This window comes from Brumimicrobium sp. (assembly GCF_048268645.1).
Lineage (GTDB): Bacteria > Bacteroidota > Bacteroidia > Flavobacteriales_D > Crocinitomicaceae > Brumimicrobium > Brumimicrobium ulvae.
The window spans coordinates 132,971-159,388 of sequence record NZ_JBLWVE010000007.1 but is presented as its reverse complement, the minus strand read 5'-3'; the positions used below and the strand labels follow the sequence as shown (position 1 = coordinate 159,388).

29 protein-coding genes are annotated in these 26,418 nt (G+C 36.2%); 18 read left to right on the top strand and 11 right to left on the bottom strand.

Annotated elements, in window-relative coordinates; genetic code table 11:
- From ACN0U3_RS07910 to ACN0U3_RS07875, 8 genes are all read left to right on the top strand, one after another.
- The coding region (locus ACN0U3_RS07910; protein ID WP_417265776.1) for a T9SS type A sorting domain-containing protein at positions 1 to 435 on the top strand (435 nt) is incomplete at its 5' end.
- A 6-nt stretch (positions 436 to 441) separates the two neighbouring features.
- The gene (locus ACN0U3_RS07905; RefSeq protein ID WP_417265775.1) at positions 442 to 2,004 is read left to right on the top strand and encodes a T9SS type A sorting domain-containing protein; all 1,563 of its coding nucleotides are present in this window, start codon (positions 442 to 444) and stop codon (positions 2,002 to 2,004) included.
- Positions 2,005 to 2,195: 191 nt separating this feature from the next.
- Positions 2,196 to 2,594, top strand: coding sequence for an OsmC family protein (locus ACN0U3_RS07900; RefSeq protein WP_417265774.1), 399 nt, complete (start codon positions 2,196 to 2,198; stop codon positions 2,592 to 2,594).
- Between the two features lie 161 nt (positions 2,595 to 2,755).
- Positions 2,756 to 3,070, top strand: a complete 315-nt coding sequence (locus tag ACN0U3_RS07895; protein ID WP_417265773.1) for a hypothetical protein — start codon at positions 2,756 to 2,758, stop codon at positions 3,068 to 3,070.
- Positions 3,071 to 3,220: 150 nt separating this feature from the next.
- Positions 3,221 to 4,858, top strand: coding sequence for a bifunctional metallophosphatase/5'-nucleotidase (locus tag ACN0U3_RS07890; protein ID WP_417265772.1), 1,638 nt, complete (start codon positions 3,221 to 3,223; stop codon positions 4,856 to 4,858).
- 94 nt (positions 4,859 to 4,952) lie between these two features.
- Positions 4,953 to 5,384 (top strand): DoxX family protein, encoded by a 432-nt coding sequence (locus ACN0U3_RS07885; protein ID WP_417265771.1) that lies wholly within the window; start codon positions 4,953 to 4,955, stop codon positions 5,382 to 5,384.
- Positions 5,381 to 5,809 carry a sulfur reduction protein DsrE gene (locus ACN0U3_RS07880; RefSeq protein WP_417265770.1) on the top strand — a complete coding sequence of 143 codons (429 nt, stop codon included), beginning with the start codon at positions 5,381 to 5,383 and terminating at the stop codon, positions 5,807 to 5,809. The genes ACN0U3_RS07885 and ACN0U3_RS07880 overlap by 4 nt, the downstream gene beginning before the upstream one ends.
- A 313-nt stretch (positions 5,810 to 6,122) precedes the next feature.
- A complete protein-coding gene (locus ACN0U3_RS07875; RefSeq protein WP_417265769.1) occupies positions 6,123 to 7,418 on the top strand; it encodes a glycosyltransferase family 4 protein in 1,296 nt (431 codons plus the stop codon).
- Positions 7,419 to 7,495: 77 nt separating this feature from the next.
- On the opposite strand, the gene ACN0U3_RS07870 is transcribed toward ACN0U3_RS07875, so the two are convergent.
- The 4 genes from ACN0U3_RS07870 to ACN0U3_RS07855 are packed head-to-tail and all read right to left on the bottom strand — an operon-like array spanning position 7,496 to position 13,397.
- The gene (locus tag ACN0U3_RS07870) at positions 7,496 to 8,803 is read right to left on the bottom strand and encodes a TolC family protein (protein WP_417265768.1); all 1,308 of its coding nucleotides are present in this window, start codon (positions 8,801 to 8,803) and stop codon (positions 7,496 to 7,498) included.
- Complete coding sequence (locus tag ACN0U3_RS07865) at positions 8,800 to 11,874, bottom strand: efflux RND transporter permease subunit (protein ID WP_417265767.1); 3,075 nt, start codon at positions 11,872 to 11,874, stop codon at positions 8,800 to 8,802. Before ACN0U3_RS07865 ends, ACN0U3_RS07870 begins: the two co-directional genes overlap by 4 nt.
- Entirely contained in the window at positions 11,871 to 12,914 is a 1,044-nt protein-coding gene (locus ACN0U3_RS07860) for an efflux RND transporter periplasmic adaptor subunit (protein WP_417265766.1), read from the bottom strand. Before ACN0U3_RS07860 ends, ACN0U3_RS07865 begins: the two co-directional genes overlap by 4 nt.
- A 3-nt stretch (positions 12,915 to 12,917) precedes the next feature.
- A complete protein-coding gene (locus tag ACN0U3_RS07855) occupies positions 12,918 to 13,397 on the bottom strand; it encodes a MarR family winged helix-turn-helix transcriptional regulator (protein WP_417265765.1) in 480 nt (159 codons plus the stop codon).
- Between the two features lie 182 nt (positions 13,398 to 13,579).
- Here ACN0U3_RS07855 and ACN0U3_RS07850 point away from each other — a divergent pair, with 182 nt between their 5' ends.
- Positions 13,580 to 14,353 carry a S1/P1 nuclease gene (locus ACN0U3_RS07850; protein WP_417265764.1) on the top strand — a complete coding sequence of 258 codons (774 nt, stop codon included), beginning with the start codon at positions 13,580 to 13,582 and terminating at the stop codon, positions 14,351 to 14,353.
- 108 nt (positions 14,354 to 14,461) lie between these two features.
- Here the strand turns inward: ACN0U3_RS07850 and ACN0U3_RS07845 are convergent, their stop codons facing one another.
- Positions 14,462 to 14,926 carry a hypothetical protein gene (locus ACN0U3_RS07845; protein ID WP_417265763.1) on the bottom strand — a complete coding sequence of 155 codons (465 nt, stop codon included), beginning with the start codon at positions 14,924 to 14,926 and terminating at the stop codon, positions 14,462 to 14,464.
- Entirely contained in the window at positions 14,889 to 15,608 is a 720-nt protein-coding gene (locus tag ACN0U3_RS07840; RefSeq protein WP_299205058.1) for a 3'-5' exonuclease, read from the bottom strand. The genes ACN0U3_RS07845 and ACN0U3_RS07840 overlap by 38 nt, the downstream gene beginning before the upstream one ends.
- 225 nt (positions 15,609 to 15,833) lie before the next feature.
- Between ACN0U3_RS07840 and ACN0U3_RS07835 the strand changes: the two genes are divergently transcribed.
- The 6 genes from ACN0U3_RS07835 to rlmH all read left to right on the top strand — a co-directional run bounded on the left by ACN0U3_RS07835 (position 15,834) and on the right by rlmH (position 19,128).
- Positions 15,834 to 16,019 (top strand): hypothetical protein, encoded by a 186-nt coding sequence (locus ACN0U3_RS07835; protein WP_417265762.1) that lies wholly within the window; start codon positions 15,834 to 15,836, stop codon positions 16,017 to 16,019.
- Between the two features lie 119 nt (positions 16,020 to 16,138).
- The gene (locus tag ACN0U3_RS07830) at positions 16,139 to 16,498 is read left to right on the top strand and encodes a YraN family protein (RefSeq protein ID WP_299205064.1); all 360 of its coding nucleotides are present in this window, start codon (positions 16,139 to 16,141) and stop codon (positions 16,496 to 16,498) included.
- 118 nt (positions 16,499 to 16,616) lie between these two features.
- On the top strand, positions 16,617 to 17,513 hold the full coding sequence (locus tag ACN0U3_RS07825; RefSeq protein WP_299205067.1) for a pseudouridine synthase: 897 nt from the start codon (positions 16,617 to 16,619) through the stop codon (positions 17,511 to 17,513).
- Positions 17,514 to 18,224 carry a hypothetical protein gene (locus tag ACN0U3_RS07820; RefSeq protein ID WP_417265761.1) on the top strand — a complete coding sequence of 237 codons (711 nt, stop codon included), beginning with the start codon at positions 17,514 to 17,516 and terminating at the stop codon, positions 18,222 to 18,224. It abuts the gene before it with no gap.
- Positions 18,225 to 18,274: 50 nt separating this feature from the next.
- Positions 18,275 to 18,658, top strand: a complete 384-nt coding sequence (locus ACN0U3_RS07815) for a DUF4783 domain-containing protein (protein ID WP_299205071.1) — start codon at positions 18,275 to 18,277, stop codon at positions 18,656 to 18,658.
- Positions 18,655 to 19,128 carry a 23S rRNA (pseudouridine(1915)-N(3))-methyltransferase RlmH gene (rlmH, locus tag ACN0U3_RS07810; protein WP_417265760.1) on the top strand — a complete coding sequence of 158 codons (474 nt, stop codon included), beginning with the start codon at positions 18,655 to 18,657 and terminating at the stop codon, positions 19,126 to 19,128. The genes ACN0U3_RS07815 and rlmH overlap by 4 nt, the downstream gene beginning before the upstream one ends.
- 117 nt (positions 19,129 to 19,245) lie before the next feature.
- Here rlmH and ACN0U3_RS07805 read toward each other — a convergent pair whose 3' ends face one another.
- The 4 genes from ACN0U3_RS07805 to ACN0U3_RS07790 form a co-directional block, all read right to left on the bottom strand.
- Positions 19,246 to 19,638: a hypothetical protein gene (locus tag ACN0U3_RS07805; protein ID WP_417265759.1), complete on the bottom strand. Its 393-nt coding sequence runs from the start codon at positions 19,636 to 19,638 to the stop codon at positions 19,246 to 19,248.
- A gap of 83 nt (positions 19,639 to 19,721) precedes the next feature.
- A complete protein-coding gene (rpmA, locus tag ACN0U3_RS07800; RefSeq protein WP_299205078.1) occupies positions 19,722 to 19,994 on the bottom strand; it encodes a 50S ribosomal protein L27 in 273 nt (90 codons plus the stop codon).
- 47 nt (positions 19,995 to 20,041) lie between these two features.
- Positions 20,042 to 20,353 carry a 50S ribosomal protein L21 gene (gene rplU / locus ACN0U3_RS07795; RefSeq protein WP_299205081.1) on the bottom strand — a complete coding sequence of 104 codons (312 nt, stop codon included), beginning with the start codon at positions 20,351 to 20,353 and terminating at the stop codon, positions 20,042 to 20,044.
- Between the two features lie 70 nt (positions 20,354 to 20,423).
- Positions 20,424 to 21,350, bottom strand: a complete 927-nt coding sequence (locus tag ACN0U3_RS07790; RefSeq protein WP_417265758.1) for a DMT family transporter — start codon at positions 21,348 to 21,350, stop codon at positions 20,424 to 20,426.
- An 88-nt stretch (positions 21,351 to 21,438) separates the two neighbouring features.
- Between ACN0U3_RS07790 and ACN0U3_RS07785 the strand changes: the two genes are divergently transcribed.
- The 3 genes from ACN0U3_RS07785 (at position 21,439) to ACN0U3_RS07775 (ending at position 25,124) form a co-directional block, all read left to right on the top strand.
- On the top strand, positions 21,439 to 21,927 hold the full coding sequence (locus tag ACN0U3_RS07785; RefSeq protein ID WP_417265757.1) for a heavy-metal-associated domain-containing protein: 489 nt from the start codon (positions 21,439 to 21,441) through the stop codon (positions 21,925 to 21,927).
- A gap of 59 nt (positions 21,928 to 21,986) precedes the next feature.
- Positions 21,987 to 23,348 carry an aldehyde dehydrogenase family protein gene (locus tag ACN0U3_RS07780; protein WP_417265756.1) on the top strand — a complete coding sequence of 454 codons (1,362 nt, stop codon included), beginning with the start codon at positions 21,987 to 21,989 and terminating at the stop codon, positions 23,346 to 23,348.
- 234 nt (positions 23,349 to 23,582) lie between these two features.
- Positions 23,583 to 25,124 (top strand): glycine--tRNA ligase, encoded by a 1,542-nt coding sequence (locus tag ACN0U3_RS07775; RefSeq protein WP_417265755.1) that lies wholly within the window; start codon positions 23,583 to 23,585, stop codon positions 25,122 to 25,124.
- Between the two features lie 250 nt (positions 25,125 to 25,374).
- On the opposite strand, the gene ACN0U3_RS07770 is transcribed toward ACN0U3_RS07775, so the two are convergent.
- Positions 25,375 to 26,214, bottom strand: a complete 840-nt coding sequence (locus ACN0U3_RS07770) for an SPFH domain-containing protein (RefSeq protein ID WP_299205093.1) — start codon at positions 26,212 to 26,214, stop codon at positions 25,375 to 25,377.
- Positions 26,215 to 26,418: the final 204 nt, after the last annotated feature.

Here is a 26,418-nt window from a genome sequence, read left to right as displayed (position 1 = left end):
TATCAAGTTAGCTTAAGTAATGTTTGGGTTTTTGGAGGTTTAGACATTTATTTACCTTCACAGGCAACAGGAAACGGTACATCTCAAGATTTAAAAATTGACAATTTCCGTTTTTATGAGTTCCCAATTACTCTAACGGATATAACTGCATTATATAACGAGAAAAATAACACTGTGGGTGTTGAAGACATTGAATCTTCTGAGAACATTTCAATTTATCCTAATCCTACAAACGGTGACTTCTCAATAGATTTAGGAGAAACGATTCAATCTTTAACAATTTACATTACGGACATTACTGGAAAAGAAGTATATTCTAATGGTTATAAATCTACACAAAAAGTAAATCTTAACTTAAACGATGCTCCTGGAGTTTATTTTGTAACAATAGAAGCAGATGGGGTTCAATCGAAATATAAGTTAATCAAAAAATAACTGAAAATGAAAAGATTGTACACAACATTTTTGGCTATAGCAATAAGCTTGTCGGCTTCAGCGTTAAATAGATTTTATGTAGATGATGATGCTACCGGTAATAATGATGGAAGTTCATGGGCAGATGCCTTCACAGATTTAAACGACGCGCTTTTGCATGTAGCAAGTTCTAGTAGTTATGATGGATCAGAAATATGGATTGCAGAAGGCTTTTACACAAGACTATCCAATTCTCAAAGCTTCATAGTGGATAATAATGCTCTATTATATGGTGGATTTGCAGGTAATGAAACTGATCTTAATCAAAGGGATATAAAGAATCACCCGACCATTGTAAGCGGAGATGTAGGTTGGAATGATACAGGAGCTCCAAGTAGTTCAAATTCATATATGATGTATGATAATGCAGCACATGTATTTAAAGTTCAAAGTTCTAACCGTGCTTTGTTTGACGGTTTAATTATTGAACGCGCATTCAGCACAACTGAAGCCGGAGGTGGTATTCATGTTATCAGTACTTCTCTTGAGAATCTGCAAATATCTAATTGTATTATCAGAGAAAATGTCTCTATGAATAGAGCAGGTGTACTCTATTATTCTGATTTAAATGGTAGTGGCTTCTATCTATTTAACAATAGAATTGAAGATAACGTAAACACAGACGGTTCTTCTTCATATACCATTGAATTTCGGGCTTCGAGTAGCAACTGGACGTATTCGGATGTTCATTTTGTAAACAACTTATTTAAAAACAATAGTTCAGAATCTTCATTTCAAATGGGAACGTGTGCTAGGTTTACAGCTTTCGGCGGAAGCGACATTGATTTGTATTTAACAAACAACACATTCGTGGACAACCCACAAACTGGTTCTAATACAAATAACGTTTCTTCACTTATTGTCTATCAACACGGAGGTGGGGGTAGTGCTCTTCACGCATTTGTGAACAATAATATTTTCTATAATAATTCTGGAGCAAACGCTATTTTTGGAGAGAGTATACAAGGTAGTAGTGTAACTGGTGAATTGAATATTTCCAATACAAGTTCTAATCAAAACGTACAGGATTTTGCAGATAATTTAAACTTGCTAAATACCCATGAAGTAACTTCTTCTCCTTTTGTTGATGCATCGAATGGAGACTATACTCCAATAGCGACTTATCAAACTATTGGAGATTTAACTTACTACGATAACCAGTATTTAAATAATCCTTATCCAGGACAAGAATATCCAACAATAGATTTAGCTGGAAACCCAAGATTTGATGGGCAGGGTAACCTCTCGATTGGTGCTTATCAATATGATGAAACAGCAAGTATAGATCGCGTTGCAGAGTTTAATTTTAACGTGTTTCCTAATCCTTTTACTGAAGAAGTACAAGTTGATGCGAATTCTACAATTGAATATGTAGTAATTAGAAACACTATTGGTCAAGTGGTTTATGAATTACAAGAGGTGAATTCGAAGAGTTGGATATGTGACTTATCAACTTTATATTCAGGCGCTTACTTCATTGATGTTAAGTGTGTTGGTAAGAAAACCCAATCACTCAAAATAGTAAAATGAATTCATTACTTCTCGTATTAGCCAATTGCTAATGAAATTAGCCAGTTGTGAAGATTTCGCAGCTGGCTTTTTTTTAATAACGCTGCGTTGTATTTTAACTGCTGCGCTCTTTGTTTAAAAATCCCTAAATCATTTTCGAAGCTCACATCTTTTCATTAAGTTCAAATTATATAATAACGAAACAATTTATCATGAGCTCAATTCAATCAAAAACAAAAGATAAAAACTACGAACTAGAAATTCACTCCTCAACAGGACATACTGTTATAGCCGACGAACCAATAGAAGTCGGAGGACAAAACAAAGGAATGGCACCAGACGAGTTTATTATTGCTGGATTAGCTGCCTGTATCTCTGCCACACTTAAAATGTATGCCCAAAGAAAAGAGTGGGACCTGCAAGAAGTAAAAACATCAATTCGTTTTGTAGATGCAGAAAAGAAAAACGAAGTACCTTCAATTGAAACAGAGATTGAGTTGATTGGTGAACTCGACAGTAAACAAAAAGAACGTTTAATGGTTATAGCAGGTAAGTGTCCAATTCATAAAATGCTGACAAAAGGATTGGAAATTAATAACGCAATGAAGTAATACACCTCAGCGTTATCTTAAACCATACCATTGTAACTTTAGTTACTTACCTTAATGAAAACATGTCTTATCTTTGAACTGTGAATCAAAAAAAGAGAAATATCTTATCGTACTTTCAAGTATTGGCTTTCGGGCTAATACTTGTTTTTTCGCCATGTTCTGTGCGAAATTCAATACAAGACTCTCTTGGTGTAGCACAAACAGAGGTTACCAACAAAAGTAAAACCACAAATAATTTTGAGGAGCTGTGTTCTACCTTGAATGTAGATTTGTCAGGAGACCATTCTTCTGAATTGACTAATTCAACACCAGGGCTTCCTACTTTTGGAAACTTCAACGATTATAGCTCCCAAAAAGAATGGATCATTGATGAATCCATTTCATTAAGTCAATACAAAGCTCCAACTACCGTAAAAGACAAAACCCCTTTGTATCTTTTACATCAACAATTCAAAGTCTACCTGCAAGAGGCTTAATCGTTTAATTGAGCAATCCGCTTTTTTAATCCGTTTTGAGGAACGAAATTACCTCAATATTTCAAAATACTTATCAGGGCTTTGGCCCAACAACTTTAATTTGAATCATTCAACTGCGTTGACTATGGTTCGAATCTAAAACACATTAAAATGAAAAAAATACTTTCAATTCTCGTTGCAGGGAGTTTTCTAACTGCATGCGGATCAAATACCGAAACAAAGGAAGTTGTAGATCTTCCCGACAATAGTGGCGATACCATTACTATTATACAAACAGCAGACATTCATGGTCAAATCGAAGTGCATGATGAATTGTTCTGGGAAAACGAAGAGATTACCTTTAAGCGTTTAGGAGGCCTGGCTAACATGAAAACGCTTTTCAATACCGAACGTGCTAAAAATCCAGAAGGAACTATAATTCTCGATGGAGGAGATTTAATTCAGGGTGGAGCAGTAGCCGCACTCTCTGAAGGATCAGCATTTTCAGGTATTGTAAAAGCCATGGAGTATGACTTCTTAATTCCTGGGAACTGGGAAGTAGTTTATGGAAAAGAAAAGATGATAAATGTCCTAAAAGGATATGAAACCCCTGTTATCGCTGCGAATATGTATGACGATAAAACAGAAGAATACATTTTCCCACCTTATTTTATTAAAGAGTTGAAAGGCGTAAAACTTGGATTTATTTCGTACAACGACCCTGATATTCCAGTGCGTCAAAACCCTTCATTCAGTAAAGGAATTCGTTTCGATAAAGTACACGATAATCTGGCGGCTTTGGTGAACAAATTAAAAGATGAAAAAGAGGTCGATATATTATTTTTGGTAACTCATATTGGAATTTCAAAACAATTTGATTTATCAAACGACCCAACTTTAAGCAAAGTAGATTACATTTTAGGAAATGATACCCATGAAAGAATCCGTGAACCGCTTCAGGGGGAGTTTTCGAGGGTTACAGAACCAGGTGCTTTTGCTTCATTCGTCGGGAAAATGCAATTGGTGTTTAAAGACGGTAAAATCACTTACGAAGGCTACGAATTAATGGAAGTTGATCCTGAAATTTATGCCCCAGATGAAAAGGTAGCTGCTGTAATCGAGGAAGAGGTCGCACCATACAAAGAGAAAATAAGCCGTGTTTTAGGATATACTTCAACACCACTGTACAGGTATTTCGTAGTAGAGAATCCAATGGATAACTTCATTACAGACGCTTCAAGGTGGAAGACAGGAGCTGACATATCAATTTCTAACGGATTCCGTTTTAGTCCACCACTAGTGCCAGGAGAGGATGGGAAAGCTGCAATTACTTACGAATATTTATGGAATATGCTTCCGGTAAACGAATACGTAAAAACAGGTAAAGCCACAGGTCAACAAATTCACGATTGGATGGAAAAAGAAATTCATAACGTGTTTGCTGAAGATCCAAAAGAACGTTTTGGAGGTTGGTTGGTTCGTTTCTCAGGAATGACGCTGAAATTTGATTCAAGTAAGCCCAAAGGTGAACGTGTAATTGAAATTACAGTTGGTGATGAAGTATTAGACTTAGATAGAGTGTATACTGTCTCTGCATGTCGACGTGAAGGAGAACCAGATCACATGCTCTGTAGAATGCCAAATCTAACAGAAACTGAAGTGAAAGAATACACGGTTCATGAAGTACTTGAAGAGTACTTAAAAGAAAAAGGAACGATTTCTCCAGTGAGAGATGGTCGTGCACAAGCAGTAGATTTGGGCGATAATGTTTTGTCTCAACTGCCTGGAACAGATTATCATTTCCATTAGACTTTTTACGAATACAATCGAATTAGTGTCCCTCCCCCTTTGAAGGGGGATTAAGGGGGAGGATTTTTTTTGAACATTTAAAATATCAATACGTATGAAGAATTCAACTTTCGAAGTGAAAAAATCTTCAGTGCTTATTTTACGAATGATGTTAAGCGGAATTTTTATCGTGGCGAGTTTAAACCATTTTTTCAATATGGAAAAAACTGTTGCGCGAATAGAACAAGCCAATTTTGGAGCGATCGGTCAACTTTTGGGCCCGCCAGAAGTAGCTGTAATCGCCTCAGGAATCGTAATGATCAGTGCAGGAATAGCTCTTTTAATTGGTTTTAAGACCAGGTGGGCAGCCATTTTGCTCTTACTCGTTCTCATTCCAATTACCTTAACCATTCAAGTTGGACAAGTACAATCGATGGGACCTTTGTTTAAAAACATCGGACTCGCTGGTGGATTACTGTTCTTCGCTATGAATGATTTAAAATTCCGAAAAACATCGGAATCAACTATTAAAAACAAACAATTATGAAAAATATAATAACAATCCTTACCCTTGCTTTTGCATTTACTTTTGTGCAAGCAGCAGTTGCTCAAAACTTAGATAACATCGATACAAGTAAGAAAAACTATATTGTTTTAACCAAAAAAGTGCAACAATTAAAACCAATAACCTTAGCTGCCGAAGAAATGAAAGCGGAAGATGGCTCTGAATACGGGGAGTTTCATGTGGTGTTTTGTGGGAAGGATATTCCGCAATTAACTGATAAAAAATTTATGAAGCCTTATTTAGAAATGCTAGAGAAAGGAAATGTAAAATTAATCGCGTGTGGATTCTCATTAAAGAAGTTTGGAGTTGATCCAAAAGACCTTCCTGAAGGAATCGATATCGTAGACAACGGAATCGCGTACAGTCTTAAGTTGAAGAAATTAGGATTTTATGGGATGGAGTTGTAGATGGTAGGAGTTCCTAGTTTTAATTCCAGTTTCTTTTGAAAATAGTAAATACTGTTTTGATAAGGAACTGGATTTTCTTTTTTTTTGGGGCTGCCCCTGACAATTCATGACAATAAATTGATCAAGAATTGCAGGGTCGGGTCATCCGCTATATCTCTGACTGAAACGTCAGAGGATGTCGCTGCTACCCCTCAGCCGAAATGAAGCTAGCAATTAATCATATCAAGCTATATTTAATTCCTAATTACTCTAATTCGTAATTCGTAAATGCCAATTCATTTCTTATTTTTGAACTCCCACATTATACAAACCAATGGATTCAACAAAGAAAGTACTTGTTATTGCATATTACTGGCCACCAAGCGGTGGAGCAGGCGTACAGCGTTGGTTAAAACTAACTAAGTATTTAGCCAGACTTGGACATGAAGTTCATGTTTTATCGGTAGATCCAGAAAAAGCAAGTTACTTTCATGTGGATGAAAGTCTAAAAAACGATATTCACCCTAAGGTAAAAATACATTTATCAGATTCTTTTGAACCCATTAATATTTATAGTCAAATGGTGGGCAAAAAGAATGTCCCTACTGCAGGTTATTCTAATGTCGACGAACAACATTGGAAACAAAAATTAGTCAGCGGAATACGCAGCAATTTATTTATTCCAGATCCACGTATCGGTTGGAAAAAACATGCTTATAGGAAAGCAATGGAAGTTATTGCTAGCGAAAATATACAGAATGTGATCACTACATCCCCACCACATTCTACACAGTTGATTGGACTAAAACTTAAAAGAAAACTAAAAAGTAAAATCAATTGGATTGTCGATTTTAGAGACCCTTGGACAGATATTTATTATTATTCACTACTTCAACATTCTAAATTATCACACAAAAAAAACTTAAAGTTAGAACGCCAAGTTGTTGAGGAGTCAGATCAAATTATAACAGTTGGTGAAGGGTTTAAAGCTTCGTTTTTATCTAAAACTAACAAAGTTTCTCCCGATAAGTTTGAAATTATTTCTAATGCTTTCGATCCAGACGATTTCAATATGAAAGATGAGGTTAGACCAGATGAAGATGTATTTTTAGCGTCATACATTGGTACTGTTTCAGATAAATATGAACCGGATGTTTTCTTCGAGGCACTAGGACGATTGGCAAAAGATTTTCCTGAAGCTCCAATACGATTTAAAGCGACTGGTGTAGTTTCTGAAAGATTGCAAAAGCTAATCGTTGATCACCTTGGTGATAAAGCCTCTTTTCATCCTCCAGTTCCTCATGAGCAAGCCGTTCATGCAATGCTCAAATCGCATGTGTTATTATTGATTACGCCTGGTATTGAAGGTACAATCCCAGGAAAAACATTTGAGTATTTAGCTTCAGGTAGACGTATTCTTAGTGTTGGAAAAGGCGATAGTGCAAAAGCAATAAAACAGTGTAATGCAGGAGCAGCTTTCGAACGATCAGAAAAGGAAGCAGTTTACGAATATTTAAAATCAGCTTTATTAGATTTTCAGAACAAAATTCCTTTCGAAACCAATAAAAACGAGCTTAAAAAAATGGCTTGGGATTATAAAGCAGCTCAGGTAGTTGAACTGCTTCGATAAGTTCACAGCAAAATAAATATTTCCCTGCCGCGAGCTTTTAGCTCATGGTCGAAAATACTTATTGGTCGTCTGTGGCGTTAAAACAATCTTTGAAAACCTCCACTCAACAATGAAATATTCAATCTCGCCGTTTGATATTCGATTTGTGACTGCAATAACCTTCCTTCAGCTTGAATAGCGCTGTATTGAATTTCTCTCAATTCTAGCGGTGTAATGCTTCCCGCAACAAGTGCTGTTTGTGCAATCTCTGCAATCGATTGTGTTTGGGTAATATTACGTTGTTCAAACAATAGTTTTTCCTCTGCAAACTGCATGACTTCATAGTAATTTCTTAAGTCTGCCAACGCACTAATCGAATCGTTTTTGTAGGCCAGTTGAGATCGTTCTTCACCCAATCGACTGTTACGTAATTCGGTAGCCCTAGACAAATGATTGAGAATACTCCACTTTGCAGTTATACCTATGCTTGGACCAAAACTTCTGTTGGAAGCTAAAAAACCAACTTCGCTTGATGATGTTCCAAAATCGTAAGCAGCATAAAAACTTAATTGTGGATAAAATCTGCTTTTCGCCTCTTTTGTTGTCAATTCTGAAATTGCAATATTGGACTTTGCTTGCATAATTGAAGTGTTTTGCTCCATAAACTGCTCTGCAATTGCATCCCATTCTTTTTGCTCCTCAAGCTGATTCAAATCTCCTTCGACTATGAGTTCTTCAGTAACAGGAAGCTGTAATATCTTTGTTAAAGCTGCTTTTACTTGTGACTGAGACTGTTGATTGGCGATGTATGCTGCACTATCTGCTGTTAAATCTAATTCTGCTTGCATCAATTGAATCCTGTTGGCTGCTCCACTATTATACTGATTTTCTGTATAAGTTTTACGCATTTTAGAAAGCTCAATTGCACTAATGTAAACCGCTTCCATTTCCTGTAACGAAAGCAGGGTGTAGTAATTGACAACAGCTTCGTAAACCTTCATTTCCATAGCGGCGCGTAAATTCATTTCACTATAACGCTCTAGTTCATCTAGCTTTTTGTCCGTCGCAAACATTTTAAATCCGTCAAAGAAGGTCCAGTTTAACATTGCCCCAGCGCTAAATGCTCGGTTTTTTGCATTGTCTGCTTCGTTGACATCGCCTGTTAGGAATTCTTGACGAGCACTCGACATACCAAGGTCTTGTGTTGCTTGAAGATCAAGCGTTGGCAAATATCCAGCAGCTCCAGGATTGTTCTGATTCTTGGCGATTTCTGTATCAATTTTTGCAATCTGAATACCGAAGTTTTGATTTAAAACTCGGTTGACAACTTGTTCTAACCCCATTCTTTCTTGCCCAATGGATAATGAACTTAGCAATAATAAACAACTTATAATTAATGCTTTCATGATTCGATTTCTTTTAATTCTGTTTTTGCTTTTGGCTTCGAAGAAATATAAATATATAGTCCCGGAATAATGTAAAGCGTTAATACCAAGGAGAAGGTTAAACCTCCAATAATAGCTAACCCCATAGGGACACGACTTGTTGCTGCATCACCCAATGCCAATGCTATAGGAAGCGCTCCTAGTATCGTGGCCAAAGAAGTCATCAAAATCGGTCTAAATCGTTCTGAAGACGCATCTATAATTGCAGACTTTAATGTTAAACCTGCTTGTTTACGTTGATTCGCGAATTCAACAATTAAAATTCCGTTTTTGGTTACTAATCCAACAAGTACGATAATTCCAATCTGACTAAAAATGTTAAGTGTATGATCAAATAACCATAATGTTAGTACTGCTCCAGCAAGTGCCAGAGGAACGGTCAACATAATCGTAAACGGATCTCTAAAGCTTTCAAACTGGGCAGAAAGTACTAGATAAACCAAGATTAATGCGAGTCCAAATGCGAAAACCAAACTTCCCCCACTTTCCATGAATTCTTTTGATGTCCCAGAAAGAGAGGTAGAGAAAGAGGCGTCTAACAACTCGTCTGCTATCCTGTCCATTTCCACAATTCCATCTCCAATGGTTTTTCCTGGAACTGGAGCAGCCGAAACCGTGGCCGATACATATCTATTGTATCTGAATAATTGTGGAGGACTCGATTCGTCTTTGATGTCTACCAGGTTGCTCAAAGGAATTAACTCACCACTTTTACTGCGGACATTGATTTCTTGTAAATCACTAGGTTCGTTTCGGAATTCCTTATGGGCTTGTCCGATAACTTCGTATTGCTTTCCGTCTTTTATAAAATATCCGTAACGTTGACCAGAGAAATACAATTGCATAGTCTGCGCTATATCCATTACAGAAACACCAACTGTGCTTGCTTTTTCACGGTTAATGGTTACTTGTAGTTCTGGCTTGTTGAATTTTAAATTCACATCAGACATCGCAAAAATTGGGCTTTGACGTACTTCATCCATGAATTTTGGAAGTACCTCTTCTAATTTCTCTAAAGTTGGTGCTTGCAGTACATACTGTACAGGAAGTCCCGACATTCTACCCCCTCCAATGGTTTGCTCCTGCACTACAAATGTACGAGCGAAATTGAATTCTTTTAATTTTGTAGAAATCTCATGGGCCAATTCCGCTTGACTCTTTTTTCTTTCTCCTTTGGGCACTAAATTTAATCTCACAAATCCAGCGTTAGTAGAAATTGATGACCCAAATCCTGGAGAAGTAACCGCAAGAATGTTTTTTCGCTCAGCGAATGTGTCTACATAAGCAATAATTTCCTCTTGGAACTTGTCCATTCTTTCAAATGAAGTCCCTTCTGGTGCTGTCGACATAATCATTAAACGTCCTTTGTCCTCCATTGGCGCAAGCTCTGACTGAAGCTGACTTCCAAAGAAGAAAATAGATCCAACAATTAGGGCCATGTATATAAAAGACTGCCAAGGCCTTCTCATAAAGGCAATTAAGGAGCGTTTATAGCTTCTCTCTATTCCTTTAAAGAATTGTTCGGACTTTAAGAATATTTTACTCTCATTTTGGGTCTTTTTCAGCATCCTAGACGACATCATAGGAGTCAAAGTCAGGGACACAAATGAAGAGATAAGAACAGAACCTGCGACGACCACTCCAAACTCCCTAAATAATCGACCTGTTAATCCTTCTAAGAAAATAACAGGCATAAATACAGCGGTTAATGTAATTGTGGTCGCAAGAATGGCAAAAATAATTTCATTTGCCCCTTCTATAGCTGCCTTTTTTGGTTTCATCCCACGTTCAATCTTAGTGTAGATGTTCTCCATCACAACAATGGCGTCATCTACCACCAATCCCGTAGTCAATACGATGGCTAAAAGTGTCAAAATATTAATGGAGAAGTCCATTAGATACATAATGAAGAATGTACCAATCAATGAAATCGGAATAGCAATAATTGGAACTAGCGTCGTTCTCCAGTTTCTTAAGAAAAGGAATACGACCAGAACAACCAACAAGAACGAAATCAACACAGTTTCTTGTACTTCAGCAATCGATTTACGAATGTTTTCTGTTGTATCCATGGCTACACCCAAGTGAATGTCTTCAGGTAAATCCACACTAATCTCGTTGATTTTCTTGTAGATTTCATCTACAATTTCAATATAGTTGGCACCTGGTTGTGGTTGAATGGCTATACCAATCATGGGGACACCTTTGTTTCCACGTAAAAGAGACCTTTCGTTTTCTGGACGCATTTCAGCAGAACCAATGTCTTTCATACGGATGATTTCGCCGTTTTCCTCTCGAATGATCAGGTTGTTAAATTCTTCCTCCGTTGTAAGTCGACCAAAAGTACGTATCGTTAACTCCACGTTATCTCCTTCGATTCTACCAGAAGGCAATTCAATATTTTCACGTAATAATGCCGTTCTCACTTCTGGAGCAGTAATGTTTTTAGCCGTCATTTTGTTGGGCTCTAACATTAACTTCATCGAATACTTTTTCTCTCCCCAAAGATATATTCTACTGATCCCAGAAATGGTCTGTAAACGTTCTTTAAAGAGGTTAATTCCAATGTCTGTTAGCTCCAGCAAACTTCTGTTGTCTGACTGAACCGTCAGAGAGAAGATAGTTTCTGCATCGGCATCTGATTTTGCAACAATCGGCGGATCAGCATCGTCAGGCAACATTCGAATTGCTCCAGAAACTTTATCACGAATATCATTGGCCGCGTTGTCTAAGTCCAAATCTAAATTGAACTCCACAGTAATGGTGCTTCGCCCATCACTACTTACTGAGGTCATGGTACGAATTCCTTGTACTTGGTTGACGGCCTCCTCAAGGGGTTCCGTAATTTGGGATTCGATAATGTCGGCGTTGGCACCTGGATAGTTGGTCGTAACTGTAATGATTGGTGGATCCACCGAAGGAAACTCTCGCACCCCTAATGAATAGAATCCAATGGCTCCGAAAATGATGATAACAATGGACATTACCATTGCTAAAACCGGACGGTTTATACTTAATGATGAAATACTCATTTGATTTCGTTTTTCGCTTTAATTGACATTCCGTTTCTCATACCTAAAAGTCCTGACATTACTATGGTGTCATTTGGTTTTACTTCACCATAGATTTGGACATGTGTATTCGATCGGTTTCCTAAATTAACTTTACGTTGTACTGCTTTTCCGTTGTTAAAAGCCCATACAATTTGACCATCGATCACAGAAACTATAGCCGAAGTTGGAACACTAATGCTGTTAGGAGACTTTCCTAAGTTATAGTCTACATTTACAAATCCTCCAGCAACTATGTTTTTGCTATTGTCTATTTTAGCCCTAACATTCAACATTTGTGTATTCTCATTAATGATAGGACTAGTGGCGTAAACAGTTGCGTTTAATGGAGTTGGATTGATAGAGTCTGAAGGAGGACGTAAGGTTACCTTCTGACCAACCTCAATCTTATGGGCATAGCGTTGTGCGATTGAAAAATCAACTTTTAATTGGTTGGTTTGGGCCAGTACAGTAATTAAATCGTTGGTCGTGATAAAAGCTCCTTCACTGATGGATCTAAGTCCTACAATCCCTTCAAAAGGCGCTGTAATTCGTCCCTTAGAAATTTGAACGTCCAAAGATTGTATTTGTGCTTTTAAAGAATTGACCCGTGACTCAGATTGTTCGAAAGCCTCTTGTGTACCTGCTTCACTTTCTAATAAGGTCTGCTTACGCGCTTTATCTTTTTGAGCTAAATCTAAATCAACTGTAAGTTTATTTCTTTCGGCTTGTAATATGTCGGTGTCCATTGTGACTAACAATTGACCTTTCTTAACAGTATTTCCTTCGCTAAAATGAATCTTCTTTACGCGTCCATTTATTTCACTATATACTTGCACTTGTTCAAAAGGCATGGTTTTACCTGGAACAGTAATAACTTCCTCAAAAGATTCAGGTACAGCAATATAATAATCAACGTTGGTGTAGTCGATTTCGCCATTTTTGCTTTTTAACCCTGGGTCTTCACTGCATGAAAATGCTAGAAATAAGGGGAGTGAAAAAAGAAGTACTTTTTTATTCATTTTTTAATTGTTTAGTCTTTTGTATTCTAATACGATTCGGTCACCCTCTATTGGTCCGATTTTGTTCACCATATTGGTGATTTCAGATAAGAAATCTGCCTTTTTATCTGCGCTAATTGCAGAAGTAAATATTTTGTCTGTTTCTATTAATGCTTTCTCAATGGCTGGTATGTACTTTCTTCCCTTTTCGGTAACATGAAGTAAAAATGATCTTTTATCTTCAGGGTGCTTAAGGCGTTGAATAAATCCTTTTTCAGTCAGGTACTTAATTATTCGAACGATAAAAACCTTGTCTGTTTGCGTAATTTCAGCCAATCTCTTAGATGTTATCTTTCCATCATTGTTTGAAATCACCCAAAAAGCGTAAAAATAACGGTCAATTGGAAGATCACTTAATTTGGCCCCTAAAACACTTAGGTACTGCTTGGTTAACAAGGCGAAAAGCTTTCCTAAAGGTGTTATTTGTTCTTTAATCTCAGGCATTTTAAAACAATAATTTCAGGTAAAAAAGTTTACAAAGTTAACCAATTAACACGTCAAACTCAATTTTGTTTGATGAAGTGTTGAATAAAAGTTTGAAAAATATTGATGTGCAGGTTATCGATGTGTTTATTAGGTATTGTTTTGATTTTATCTATAACTTTAGCAAAAATAATTTGATCGAAATGAAATACTATTTAACGTTTACATTGATTGTTTTTACATTCTTTTTTTCAGTAGAATGTAAAGCATGGGGGTTGTTAGGACATCGTGTTGTTGGTGAAGTTGCGAGTAAACACTTAAATGAGACAGCAAAACATAAGGTCCAAGGAATTTTAGGTAGTCGGACCTTAGCAGAGGTGAGTAATTGGATGGATGAAATCAAATCAGATAAAAAATATGATTCTTTGAAGCCATGGCATTATGTTACAATTCCTAATGGAATGAAATATAGTGAAACCAATGTTAATCCTAAAGGAGATGTGATTTCTGGAATTAATTTCGTAGTTAAACAATTGAAGAAAGGTGATCTTGACCCTCAATTAGAAAAGGAATACCTAATGATTTTGGTGCATTTGGTAGGAGATGTTCACCAACCTCTGCATGTAGGAAATGGAAAAGACAGAGGAGGAAATGATGTAAAGGTTTCGTGGTTCGGAGAAAATTCTAATTTACATAAGATTTGGGATAGCGAAATTATTGATGGAAAAAAATACAGTTATACTGAACTAACGGCTATCATAAATCATCCAACTCACGAAGAACTTGTCGAATGGCAATCAGACAGTGTTGAAGATTGGGCACATCAATGTATGGTTTTTCGAGATGATATTTATAATTATGAAACTGGATATGCTTGGGAATACAAATATCAATATGCGCATTGGGGAACCCTAAAAAAACAATTGCTAAAAGGTGGAGTTAGATTGGCGGGTGTCTTAAATGATATTTACGGATAGTTTATAATTATTAATGGTCAACCCTATTTAGGGAAGTACGAAGTACACAATTCGTAATTCTCCAATTCATAATTAACTTCGTTGAGGGCTAAAGCCGTTCGTAATTAATTATTCTTGTCCCCTCAAACGTATTACAAACAACCAATTTAATGTTGGGTGTGGCTCAATGCTTAAATCCAAAATTTGTAATTCATTCAATTGCTTACGCCAAACCTTATATGAAGATTGTTGCGAAAAATCACTTTTGATTAGATAGTCACTTTCTTCAAAAGGAAGGAAATTTTGCTTGTCATTTGTGGTAAAAACAAATGATCGGGGTTCATAGTCATTTTTAAGTGGAAGAAAAGACAAGCTTGAATCTAAACGACTAATTTCATTCCCTAAACTATCAATAACAGAAATATTGTTTTTGTTCCAACTTTGAATTTGCTCAAAGAAGGCTGAAATCAACTCTTCTTTCGTTGGTTTTCTTTCTTCTTTTTGATTTTGTAACTTCTCTTGACCTCCGCATGAGGAGAGTGTTATTAGAATAGTACTAAGAATAAATAATATCTCCTTCTTCAACCAAACCATCACCTTTCATTTTTAATAGAAGTTGTATCAAGGCTACAACATCTTTTTCGCAATATACTTTTATTCTTTCAAGGTCATTCTCCTCAAAGTAGACCCTAGCCACATCCGCTCCAGAAATATCATCTTTAGGTGTCGGTATTTTAAAAATATGGCATAAAAGAGGAAGTGATGTATAGTGTTTGTAGTCACCAAACTTCCATAGCTCTAAAGTGTCTAAATGGTTGACTTCCCAGGGTTTTTTACCTGCGATATCCAATGGTGGAGGAAGAGGTATTCCATGAATTAACATGCGTCTAGCGATATACGGAAAGTCAAACTCCTTTGCATTGTGCCCACAAAGTAAATGATATGGGGAACTATAGTGGTCATTTAATAGTTTTGCAAACTGTTTCAATAAAGTTTCTTCATCATCGTGATAAAAAGATTTTAATCGAATTTCTTTTCCTGTATGGGTTTGGTGGATATAGCCAACCGAAATACAAACAATTTTTCCAAATTCAGCGAGTATTCCTCCTCGCTCTCCGTAAATTTCTTCTACAGTTTTCCCATCCTTTTGCTGAAATCGGGTTTTTTGGTTAAATAACTCGGCAGTAGTGTCGTCCAGGTCTTTAAAATCATAGGTTTGAGGGACTGTTTCGATATCAAGAAACAAAATCTTTTCGAGGTTAATTTTATTGAGCATAAATATTGTTTTAATATTAAATATAGTAATTTTTAGTTCAGATAAATCAACTAATAGGATATTTTATTTTTTATTCAAGGTCAAGGCAAATTGATGAAACTTATATTTTTTTTGACGGTCCCTGTTGGATTTGTTTTTAGAAATTAATTGAAAATGAATTCGCTGAGCTTAAAAATTCTGTTAAATTTGTTAACTAACCTTATTATTAACTATAATTTAAATTTTATGAAAAAAGTATTTTTTGTTGGAATGGTATTCGGAGCTTTAGCTTTAACTTCTTGTAAAAAAGAGTATACATGTGAATATTCAGATGGAACTAAAGTAAGTTATTCAGAGGATGACTACTCAGATGATCAAATCAAAGATAGAAAGGCAGCTTGTCTTGCTACTGATGGTACATGGAGTGAATAGTTATTGACTTTAATAATTTAAGAAGGAGTTCTATTAAAGAGCTCCTTTTTTTATGCCTATTTTTTTTGAGAATCCCATTTTTATTCCGAACTTCAAGTAAACCTAAAAAAATTAAAGACATGACCACCAAAGAATTAGGAGATCTTGGAGAGCTTAAGGCGCTTCAATACCTCCGCAAAAAAAGGCTGCAAATTATAGAAACGAATTACCGTTTTCATAGAAATGAAGTAGATATCATTTATAAACTACCAGGTAAAGTTGTTTTTGTTGAGGTAAAAACCCGACAAACTGCTGAAATAGGACCTCCATGGAAATCAGTAACCCGACATAAGCAGAAGCAAATAATTAAATGTGCACACAATTATATAGTGACAAGAGATTTGGATGTGGAAGCCCAATTTGATATTATTTCTATCGTTCATAATTCCCATGGAACGTTTATAGAGCATATCGAGGAGGCTTTTTATCCAAGGTTATAGCGATTGGGAAGTATTTGTACCCTGAAGTTTAACTTATTCTACTTAAAAAAAGACTGTGATGAATTTTTATATATTTTATCGTAGTCTTTCTTTATCTTTGCAATATAATTATTAGAATATGAGTAGAAATAGTGGAGATAATCCAAAAAGTAGAGAGAATAGAAGAGGGGGAAATTCTAAATATGGTGCGAAGAAAAGTAAATACCTTTCTGATAAGCCAAAAGGAAAAGAAAAAACAGGTACCACTTCAGCAGGATTGCCTAAGAGACAGCGAACTAGACAGGGAGAGCCTTTGCCTAAGTTTGATGATAAGATCAGATTGAATAAATATATTGCAAATGCTGGAATTTGCTCAAGAAGAGAGGCAGATACACTCATCTCATCTGGAGTGGTGAGTGTAAATGGTGAAGTGATTGTTGAATTGGGGTATAAAGTCAATCCAACAGATGTAGTAAGGTATGATGGAGCTACAGTGAAACATGATAAGAAAAGGTATGTTTTAGTCAACAAGCCTAAAGAATTTACCATTCGTTATTCTGAAGACCCGTCTAAAAAATCGGTATACCATTTTATTGAAAAAGCTTGTAAAGAACCCTTGTTTCCTGTTGGAAAGATGGACAGAAGTGCAGCAGGATTAATGCTATATACGAACGATACGGATATGGATAAGAAATTGATGCACCCGAAATTTAAAGTATCTCAACTTTTTCATGTGGTACTCAACAAAGCTGTTTCTGATGAAGATCTAGAGAAATTGACGAAAGGTCTTTATGTTGACGATAAAATGTTTAGTGCTGAAGAAGCTAGTTTCGTAAGTGGTAAACCCCATAACGAAATTGGTGTGAGAATTCTTTCCCATAAAAGTAACATGGTAAAATTGATGATGGGAAAACTGGGATATGAAATCCTTGTATTGGATCGTGTTGAATTTGCAGGATTAACAAAAAAAGATTTACCAAGAGGACATTATCGTCATTTGACAGAAAAGGAAGTGGCATTTTTAAAAATGAGCTAAATGAAAAATTTATTCATATTGATTATTGGTGTAATCATTCTTTCGGCTTGTAATACATCAGAGGATAAAGGAAATGAATCAGTAGATTATGCGGAGTACTTCTATCCAACAGATAGTATCATTCCATTTATTTATCTTTTTCAAGAGGAAAATAACCCTTTGAATGAGAAGATGCACCGCATTTATAGATTAGAGTCGGCAGCTGATACTACATTGGCGGTTGAAATTTTTAATTCAGAATTTCGGATAACAGAAGGCTTTACCTATGATGTGAATGATTTTTCAGTAGAAGACCATATGGTTGTTGATGCTGAAGGATTGAAAAGAAAGGCTAAACTGACTTCGAATACGATTTTTCCTTTACGTAATGGTGAACAATCTTTGTTTGTATCCGATTTCCCTTCGCACTTAGATTCTATATCGATGGTTTATGCTTCGAAGAAATCTGTAATTGACGATGCAACAGAAATAAATGTCTTAGGAAAAAATGCTCCTGCGATTGTTGTAAGGGACTCGGTTACTGTTACCATGGTGAATGTGTACACAAAGCAAGGAAGTAGTCAGCAGTTTGCTATGGATCGTGTTTATGCAAAAGGATATGGACTTGTTAAATGGTCGTTGACTGATGATTCGGTAGTGTATGAATTGAAAAATATATTGAGCAATAAATGGTGGGAGGAAGTAGCTCAGGCACCGAGTGTTAGGCTTTAATTATTTATAGGCATAAAGTTTGCTAGTAAAGAAGGAATTATAGAAAAGACATGAATTATATTATCACATCTCTATTAAGTATCTTTTTTGTGCTTAACTCCATATTATCAATTCCTTTTAAGGAAGTAGAAACTGCTTTTACACAAGGTAACGCCGCCAAGGTGGTTAGTTACGGAACGACGAAAATGCTAATTTCAATCGACGGAAAAGAAGGCGTTTATAGTAAGTCGCAAGGAACCCAGGTTTTAAGCAGCTTCTTTAAAAGCAACCCTCCAAAATCTTTCACCTTTAGTTTTAAAGGAAAAGATGAAGGAGCTTCTAGCTTTGCAGTTGGAGAGTATCAGTCAGTAAAGAAGTACAGGGTGAGTATCAAGTTCAAGAAAATTCAAAGTCAACACCAAATCGAATCCTTAACCATCGCCTCTTCTCAATGAAAACCAAATTGATTTATGTCGGAAAGACAGGAAAGTCTTTTCTTACCGAAGGTGAAAAAGAATATACCAAAAGGGTAAAGAGATACACGCCTTTCGAAACCATCGAACTCCCTGATGTTAAAAACGCCAAGAAGCGCACGGAAGAAGAGATCAAATCAATTGAAGCAGAAGCGATTTTAAAAAAGATAAAGCCGAGCGATTATGTGGTTTTGTTGGATGAAAAAGGGAGTGAGTTTACTTCAATTCAATTCGCCTCTTATATTCAAAAACAGTTTAATTCGGGAAGTCAAGGGTTGGTTTTTGTAATAGGAGGTCCGTATGGCTTTTCAAACGAAGTTTATCAGCGTGCAAATGATCAGTTAGCATTGAGTAAACTTACATTTTCGCATCAAATGGTAAGAATGTTTTTTATTGAACAGCTGTATAGAGGTTTAACCATTTTAAAAAATGAACCTTATCATCACCAGTAACTCTATTTTTTTAAGGTGGTGGAACAGCTTGAACATAAAGTCCTCCGTATAATTTATTTAAAATAGCACAAGTTTGGGTGAGTTAAACAATAAAATTCAGCCCTCTGACCTTTTGATTTAATATTTGTAATACTGAATACTGTCTATCATCAACTCCCATTGCCCAAATTCATTGATAAAAGGTTCACGATTTACTGTATGGATTTGTTGGACAGAATTTCCTACTTGAATACCTTGACTTGCTTTGTTATACTTTACTTTTCCTGTTTGGAAATATAAACACTTTTCAAAAGGGTCATCCTTGTCACAAGCAATTCCAAACCCACTATCAGCACCGTCTATTGTTAAGAAGTTTCGAATAGAATCCCCTTTTGTAGGTGAGAAATAAACTCCGGTCCTCCATTCACCTTTGAATTCTTCGTTGTACTTTTCTATGTTTTGTACATTGCATGAATTTGTTGTGAATATTAGAATTACTCCTAGCGCGAAAAATTGAAGTTTGCTTTTCATCATCTTTTAGTTTCGATAAATAAAGATACAAAAAAAGCCATCAACATTGTTGATGGCTTTTAATATTTTGTTCAACCTTGAGCTTATGCTTCAGTTGTTTCCTCTAATGGGGTAACAGATACATAAGAACGATTGTCTTTTTTCTTTCTGAATTCAACAATACCAGTTGTTAGTGCATATAAAGTATGGTCTTTACCAATCCCTACGTTTAAACCAGGGTGGTGTTTAGTACCTCTCTGACGAACAATGATGTTTCCTGCAACTGCAGCTTGTCCACCAAATATCTTTACACCAAGGCGCTTACTTTGCGATTCACGACCGTTTTTCGAACTTCCGACTCCTTTTTTATGTGCCATCTTATTTAGTTTTTTACAATTGAAAGAGCAAATCCTTCAATTTGAGTTTATGCTTTTATTCCTGTAATAGTCAACTCTGTAAATTGTTGACGGTGACCATTTTGTTTCTGGTAACCTTTTCTTCTTTTCTTCTTGAAGATAATTACTTTATCTCCTTTCAGGTGACGTTCTACTTTCGCAGTAACTGTTACACCTTCTATAGCTGGGGCGCCAACGTTAACTTTCCCTTTGTCATCCGTTAATAATACACGGTCGAAATCGATTTTATCTCCTTCTTTAGCGTCTAAACGGTGAACAAATAAACGTTGATCTTTTTCAACTTTAAATTGTTGCCCTGCTATCTCTACAATTGCGTACATAGCTAATTCAATTAATTATTAATATTCGTATAAAAATCAGACTGCAAATGTAATGAATTATTTAATAAAATCATAAATCAACTGCTTTTTTTACGATTTGTTTTCTCATTCTATTGGCTGTAAATATTCCAGCGAGTATGATAAACATCGCAACAACTTGAATCCAACTGATTGTTTCGCCATCTATAAACCCTATGAGAACTGCTACTATAGGAATAAGATAGGTGACGCTGCTGGCAAATAAGGCTGAGGTTTTACTGATTAAGTAATTGAATAATATGACAGATAAAGAGGTGCCTACAATAGCTAAAATCAAGACGTAAATCAAAGCTTTTGTGGCATGAACATTTTCAACTATGGTTTTTGGAGTGTCAAAGTAGAAAAACAAAATAACCGCAGGAAGAAAAGCGAAAACAAAAGCAACCGAGGTGACTTTCAATGGTGGAAGGTGACTTAAGTTATAGCGAATAGTGTTGGTACTTAATGCGTAACATAGAGTTGCAAACACAATAGCGAAAACATGCAGCAATGTTCCTGAAGTATCTACAACGGTCACTCCATTCACCAAAATCACTATTCCAACTGTGCCAATGATTACGCCCAAAACTTGATTGCTAATTAGTTTTTGATTGAATAATATAGCGCCAAGTAATAAGGTGAATATGGGGGTGGTACTGTTTAACATTCCAGCGTAACCAGAGCTGATTCCAGTCTCTGCATAGGTAAACAAAAAAGCAGGTATAAAACTTCCCGCTAATGAAACAACAGCTAGGCTCAAGCCAATTTTAAAAGAACTGATGATCTTTAAAGACCTTAACCCAATTGGAAGTAAAGCCGATGAAGCAAATAACATTCGCATTGCGCCCACTTGGTTGCTGCTGAAAATTGCATCTCCAGTAGCTTTGTCAAACATTCCTCTTTTCATCAGAATAAATGAACTTCCCCAAACCAATGACAATAAAACCAATATTGCAGCATACTTTATATTTGACTTCATCTTGCAAAAGTAATACTTCATTAAAGATTTTATTTGTTCATTAGGAGGATATCTTATGTTTTCTTATTTTTGATAAAAAATGTTAATCATGAAAAGAGTTTTCTTATTGACCTTGTTGACCGTTTTGTTCTTTGCTTGTGATTCAACAAATAACGCTGTCGCTGAAGCTGAAGACGAAACGAGTGTTTCCCCAACCCATGTTGCTGTTATTGAAGTTGAGGGTATGATGTGTCAGAAAGGATGTGGAGCTGTTATTAGAAAAGGACTTTACGAAACAGGAGGAGTTTCAGAAGTTGAGGTAAGCTTTAACGAAGAAAACCCTGTGAGTGAAATCAAAGTTTATTTTGACATTAACAAAACAACGACAGAGAAAATGTTGAGCGTCATTGGCGGATTAGCCGACATGCGTTATACAGCAAAATTGAAAAAGGTAACAGAATCTAAAATTGTAATGCACAACAATACATCTAAAGAAAACACAATTCAAAACCTGAAATCTGTTCCTGCGACTAAAGCTTCTGCAGCAACATTTTCATTGCCTGATTTAACAAAATTGTTGAATGGCTTGATTCGCTAAGAATTAGTTTTCCTTCCGTTTTTCTTGCCTTTTATGAATTGATTTGATATTTTCAAATCATGAAAGTAATTAATCCATACGACAGTAAGACTATTGGTGAAATCACCTTGCTGAGTCGCAAAGAAGCCCTTCAAAAAGTTAAAAACGCAGTAGGAGCAAAACAGAAAATGCGTCAACTTTCAGCGGGTGATAAGTCCACAATTTTGAATCAAATCATAGAGGGTATTCAAGATCATTTTGACGATTTTGTGAATACTATTGTTTTGGAAAGTGGTAAACCCTATCGCTATGCAAAAGGAGAGGTGAATAGAGCTATTGCTACGTTTAAAGTTGCCGCAGAAGAATGTAAACGCTTACCGCATGAGTTGATTGATATTGATGCTACTGAAAATGGGCGCCATTTGAAAGGTGAAGTGGTCTATTTTCCACGAGGTGTAGTCTTTGGAATTTCACCCTTTAACTTTCCTTTAAATCTTGCAGTGCATAAAATAGCGCCTGCTATTGCTTCAGCTTGTCCGATTTTGTTGAAACCATCAAGTAAAACGCCTTTAACTATGGAGCTGTTATTTAAGGTGATTCAGTCTACTGATTTACCACAAGGAGGTTTTGAATTGATCCATTGCTCAAGAGAGGTAGGTGATGAATTAATTGCGCACCCGTCAATTGACGTGTTGTCGTTTACAGGTTCGCCTGATGTGGGGTGGGCCATGAAAGCAAAGGCTGAAAAAAAACATGTGGTTCTAGAATTAGGAGGAAACGCAGCGGCCATTATCGGAAAAGACGCTTCTCTAAAGTTGGCCATAGATGAATTGCTTGTTGGCGGATTTGCTTATTCTGGTCAGGTTTGTATCCATACCCAAAGAATTTATGTGCATGAATCTTTGATGGAGGAATTTGTTAGCACCTATGTTTCTAGAGTAGAGGAGTTTGAGATTGGAGATCCTCTAAGTCCTTCAACAGAATTTGGTGTGATGATCGATGAAGCAAATGCAAAACGTGTGGAAAGTTGGGTGAGTGAAGCACTTGAGGCGGGAGCAGAATGTCTTGTCGGCGGAAGTAGGGTTGGAGCTTTTTATGCTCCTACGGTTTTAATCAATGTGCCCAAAGGTCAAAAAGTTAGAGACGAAGAAGTGTTTGGTCCTGTTGTGATGATTGAGTCGTTTGCCTCTATAGATGATGCAATTCAAGAGGTTAATGATTGCCGATGGGGACTACAATCCTCTATTTTTACAGACAGTATCGAAGTAAGGAATAAGGTTTTTAACCAACTCAATGTTGGAAGCGTAATTCACAATAAGTCAACTACTTTTAGAGTAGATGATATGCCTTATGGTGGAGTGAAAGATTCAGGTTTTGGTAGAGAAGGAGTGAAGTATGCTATGCTGGATTTCTTAGAACCGAAGTTGCTGGTGAGGGAGTGAGGAGTAAAGAGGTTTGTGATACGGTATTATCGTTTTCATTGTTGTATCGCTTAAAACAATCAAGAATCTATTTTATTAAGAGGGGGAACAGTTGTTTTTTTGGAGAGCTTTTTATTGATCAAAATGAATCCTTTAAACATATTCTGTGTAAATGTGTTGACCCTTATTCTAAGGACTTAAATTCTTGTGTCCCTTATCTGAAAAATACAAGATAAATTGTTTAAATTTGCAGGCATGAAAAAGAGTGAAGACAAGCTAAAAGATGTTATTTCCCATGCGAAAGAGTATGGGTATGTATTTCCATCTTCAGAGATATATGATGGGTTATCGGCAACGTATGATTACGGTCAGTTAGGTGTTGAATTGAAAAACAACATCAAAAGATATTGGTGGACAGCAATGGTTCAGATGAACGATGAAATCGTTGGTTTGGACGCGGCTATCTTTATGCATCCGAAAACTTGGGAAGCGTCTGGACATACAGAAGCTTTTAATGATCCAATGATTGACAATAAAGATTCAAAAAAACGTTACCGTGCAGATGTACTTATTGAAGAGCACATCGAAAAATACCGTGAGAAAATTGCCAAAGATGTTCAAAAAGGTAAAAAACGTTTTGGAGATGACTTCGATGAAGCACAATTCTTGGCAACAAATCCAAATGTTAAAAGAAATCAAGAGAAGATTGATCTACTTGAAGGTCGTTTGGAGGAAATCTTCAAGAATGATGATTTGGCTGCCTTGAAAGATATGATTGATGAATTAGGTATTGCTTGTCCTGTCTCTGGTTCAAAAAACTGGACAGATGTACGTCAGTTTAATTTGATGTTCTCAACAGAGCTTGGTTCTGTTGCTGGAGATGCCTCGAAAATTTATTTACGTCCTGAAACGGCACAGGGAATTTTTGTAAACTTCTTAAATGTGCAAAAAACAGGAAGAATGAAAATACCTTTCGGTATTGCTCAAATTGGAAAAGCTTTCCGTAATGAGATCGTAGCGCGTCAGTTTATCTTCCGTATGAGAGAATTCGAACAAATGGAGATGCAGTATTTCGTGCGTCCAGGTGAAGAGTTGAAGTGGTATGAGCACTGGAAAGAGAAAAGAAAAAGATGGCATAAAGCATTGGGGCTAGGGGATGAGTTCTACAGAGATCATGATCATATTCAATTGGCACATTATGCTAACGCAGCCTCTGATATCGAATTTGATTTCCCAATGGGATTCAAAGAATTAGAGGGAATTCACTCAAGAACAGACTTTGATCTAAAAGCACATGAAAAGCATTCGGGTAAAAAGTTGCAGTTTTTTGATCCTGAATTAAAGAAGAGTTATAATCCGTATGTGGTTGAAACCTCAGTAGGATTAGACCGTTTGTTCTTGGCTGTATTTAGTGCTTCATTGAAAAGTGAAACCCTTGAAGATGGATCTGAAAGAGTTGTTTTGTCTCTTCCGCCAGCTTTAGCGCCTTATAAAGTTGCCGTGATGCCATTGACTAAAAAAGATGGTTTGCCAGATAAAGCAATGGAAATTATTGATGATTTGAAATTTGATTTCAGCTGTCAATACGACGATAAAGACTCTATCGGTAAACGTTACCGTCGTCAAGATGCAATCGGTACGCCTTTCCATGTTACGGTTGATCATCAAACATTAGAGGACAATACAGTAACAATTCGTGATAGAGATACCATGAAGCAAGACCGTGTAGCAATTTCAGATTTACATGACATTATTGAAGAGAAAGTAAGCTTGAAAAAGTTACTTCAGAAAGGATAATCTGATATAGAATTGATAAAAGCCACTGCATTTTGTAGTGGCTTTTTTGTTGAGAGAATTTTTATATTTCGATTCGCTAAAACAGCGAAGTTAAGGCTCGGCTTAATTCTGCTCGTACATAAAAAAATAACTTGTTGGTGGTTTAATCGGCTGCCGAAGTTCTATAATGGGAAGTTTTCGATGGACTTGACTTAGGGTGAAAAAAAAGACGAACCAATCAGTTCGTCTTCTTGTGAAATGTTGTGTAAGTCTAATTGGGCTTTAGAATGCTGATTGATTTATCACCAAAGACATTGTTTCCACCGTATGGCGATCCAATTCCATCCCATTTTTCCCACTTTTTCAATTCGATGTATTGTGGGTTTCTTGCGATTTGCTCAGCCTCAAGTCTGATGGCTTCAGATTTAAATTTCGCAGAAATAATTAAAGACGAATCTCCTCTTGCCTTCTCAATTCTGGCATTCGCTAAATACTCTTGTTCTTTTTGTTTTTCCTTAGCTGTAAGGTTTCTTTGTTTTTGCGTTTCTTTTTCTTCAATTTGAGCAGCAATGTTCTCTGGAAGATTAACGTCTGCAATCTCAACATAATTTAAATGAAGGTAATTATTCATGAAATCTTTCTCAAGAATCTCTTCAATTTCTCCTTCTAAAGCTTCTCTTTTTGAAGAATAAACTTGTTCATACGTGTATCGACCAATTACATCTTTGATTGCTCCTTTTGATTTGTCATCGATAAAAATAGTGTAGTTTTCACGATGTTTAACGTGAATCTGTGCTACTTGATTTGGAACGATGTTGTAGTTTACAGAAACTTCAACCGTTACATCTGTACCATTCAGGTCCATCACTTTTTGAACATATTGTTTCGACTTGTTTACTACCTCATACTTAATCATTTCGTTCCAAGGAAGAATAAAATAAGTTCCTTCCATGTACACTTCGTTAGAATCAATACTCGGAGTGTTAAAAGGTTTAAAAACGAACCCTCTTTCACCAGGTTTAACATCTACCCACGAGTTTAAAAATATGACTACTCCAATAAGAAGAACTGCTCCTATTGCAACATACCTTACCATTTGTTTACTTTCCATATCTGTCTTTTTTACCTTTTTTTACTATGTAATCTATTGTTAAATATATGATCGCCACCAAAGCAATTAAAACTAGAATTTTAAAAAAGGGTGGAGATTTAAACAAATACCTAAATGAAACATAAAGTGAACCCCCAATTATGATTGATCCTAGTATGATTCTGAAGATTTGTCTATTTCGAATATTCATTAATTATTTAATTA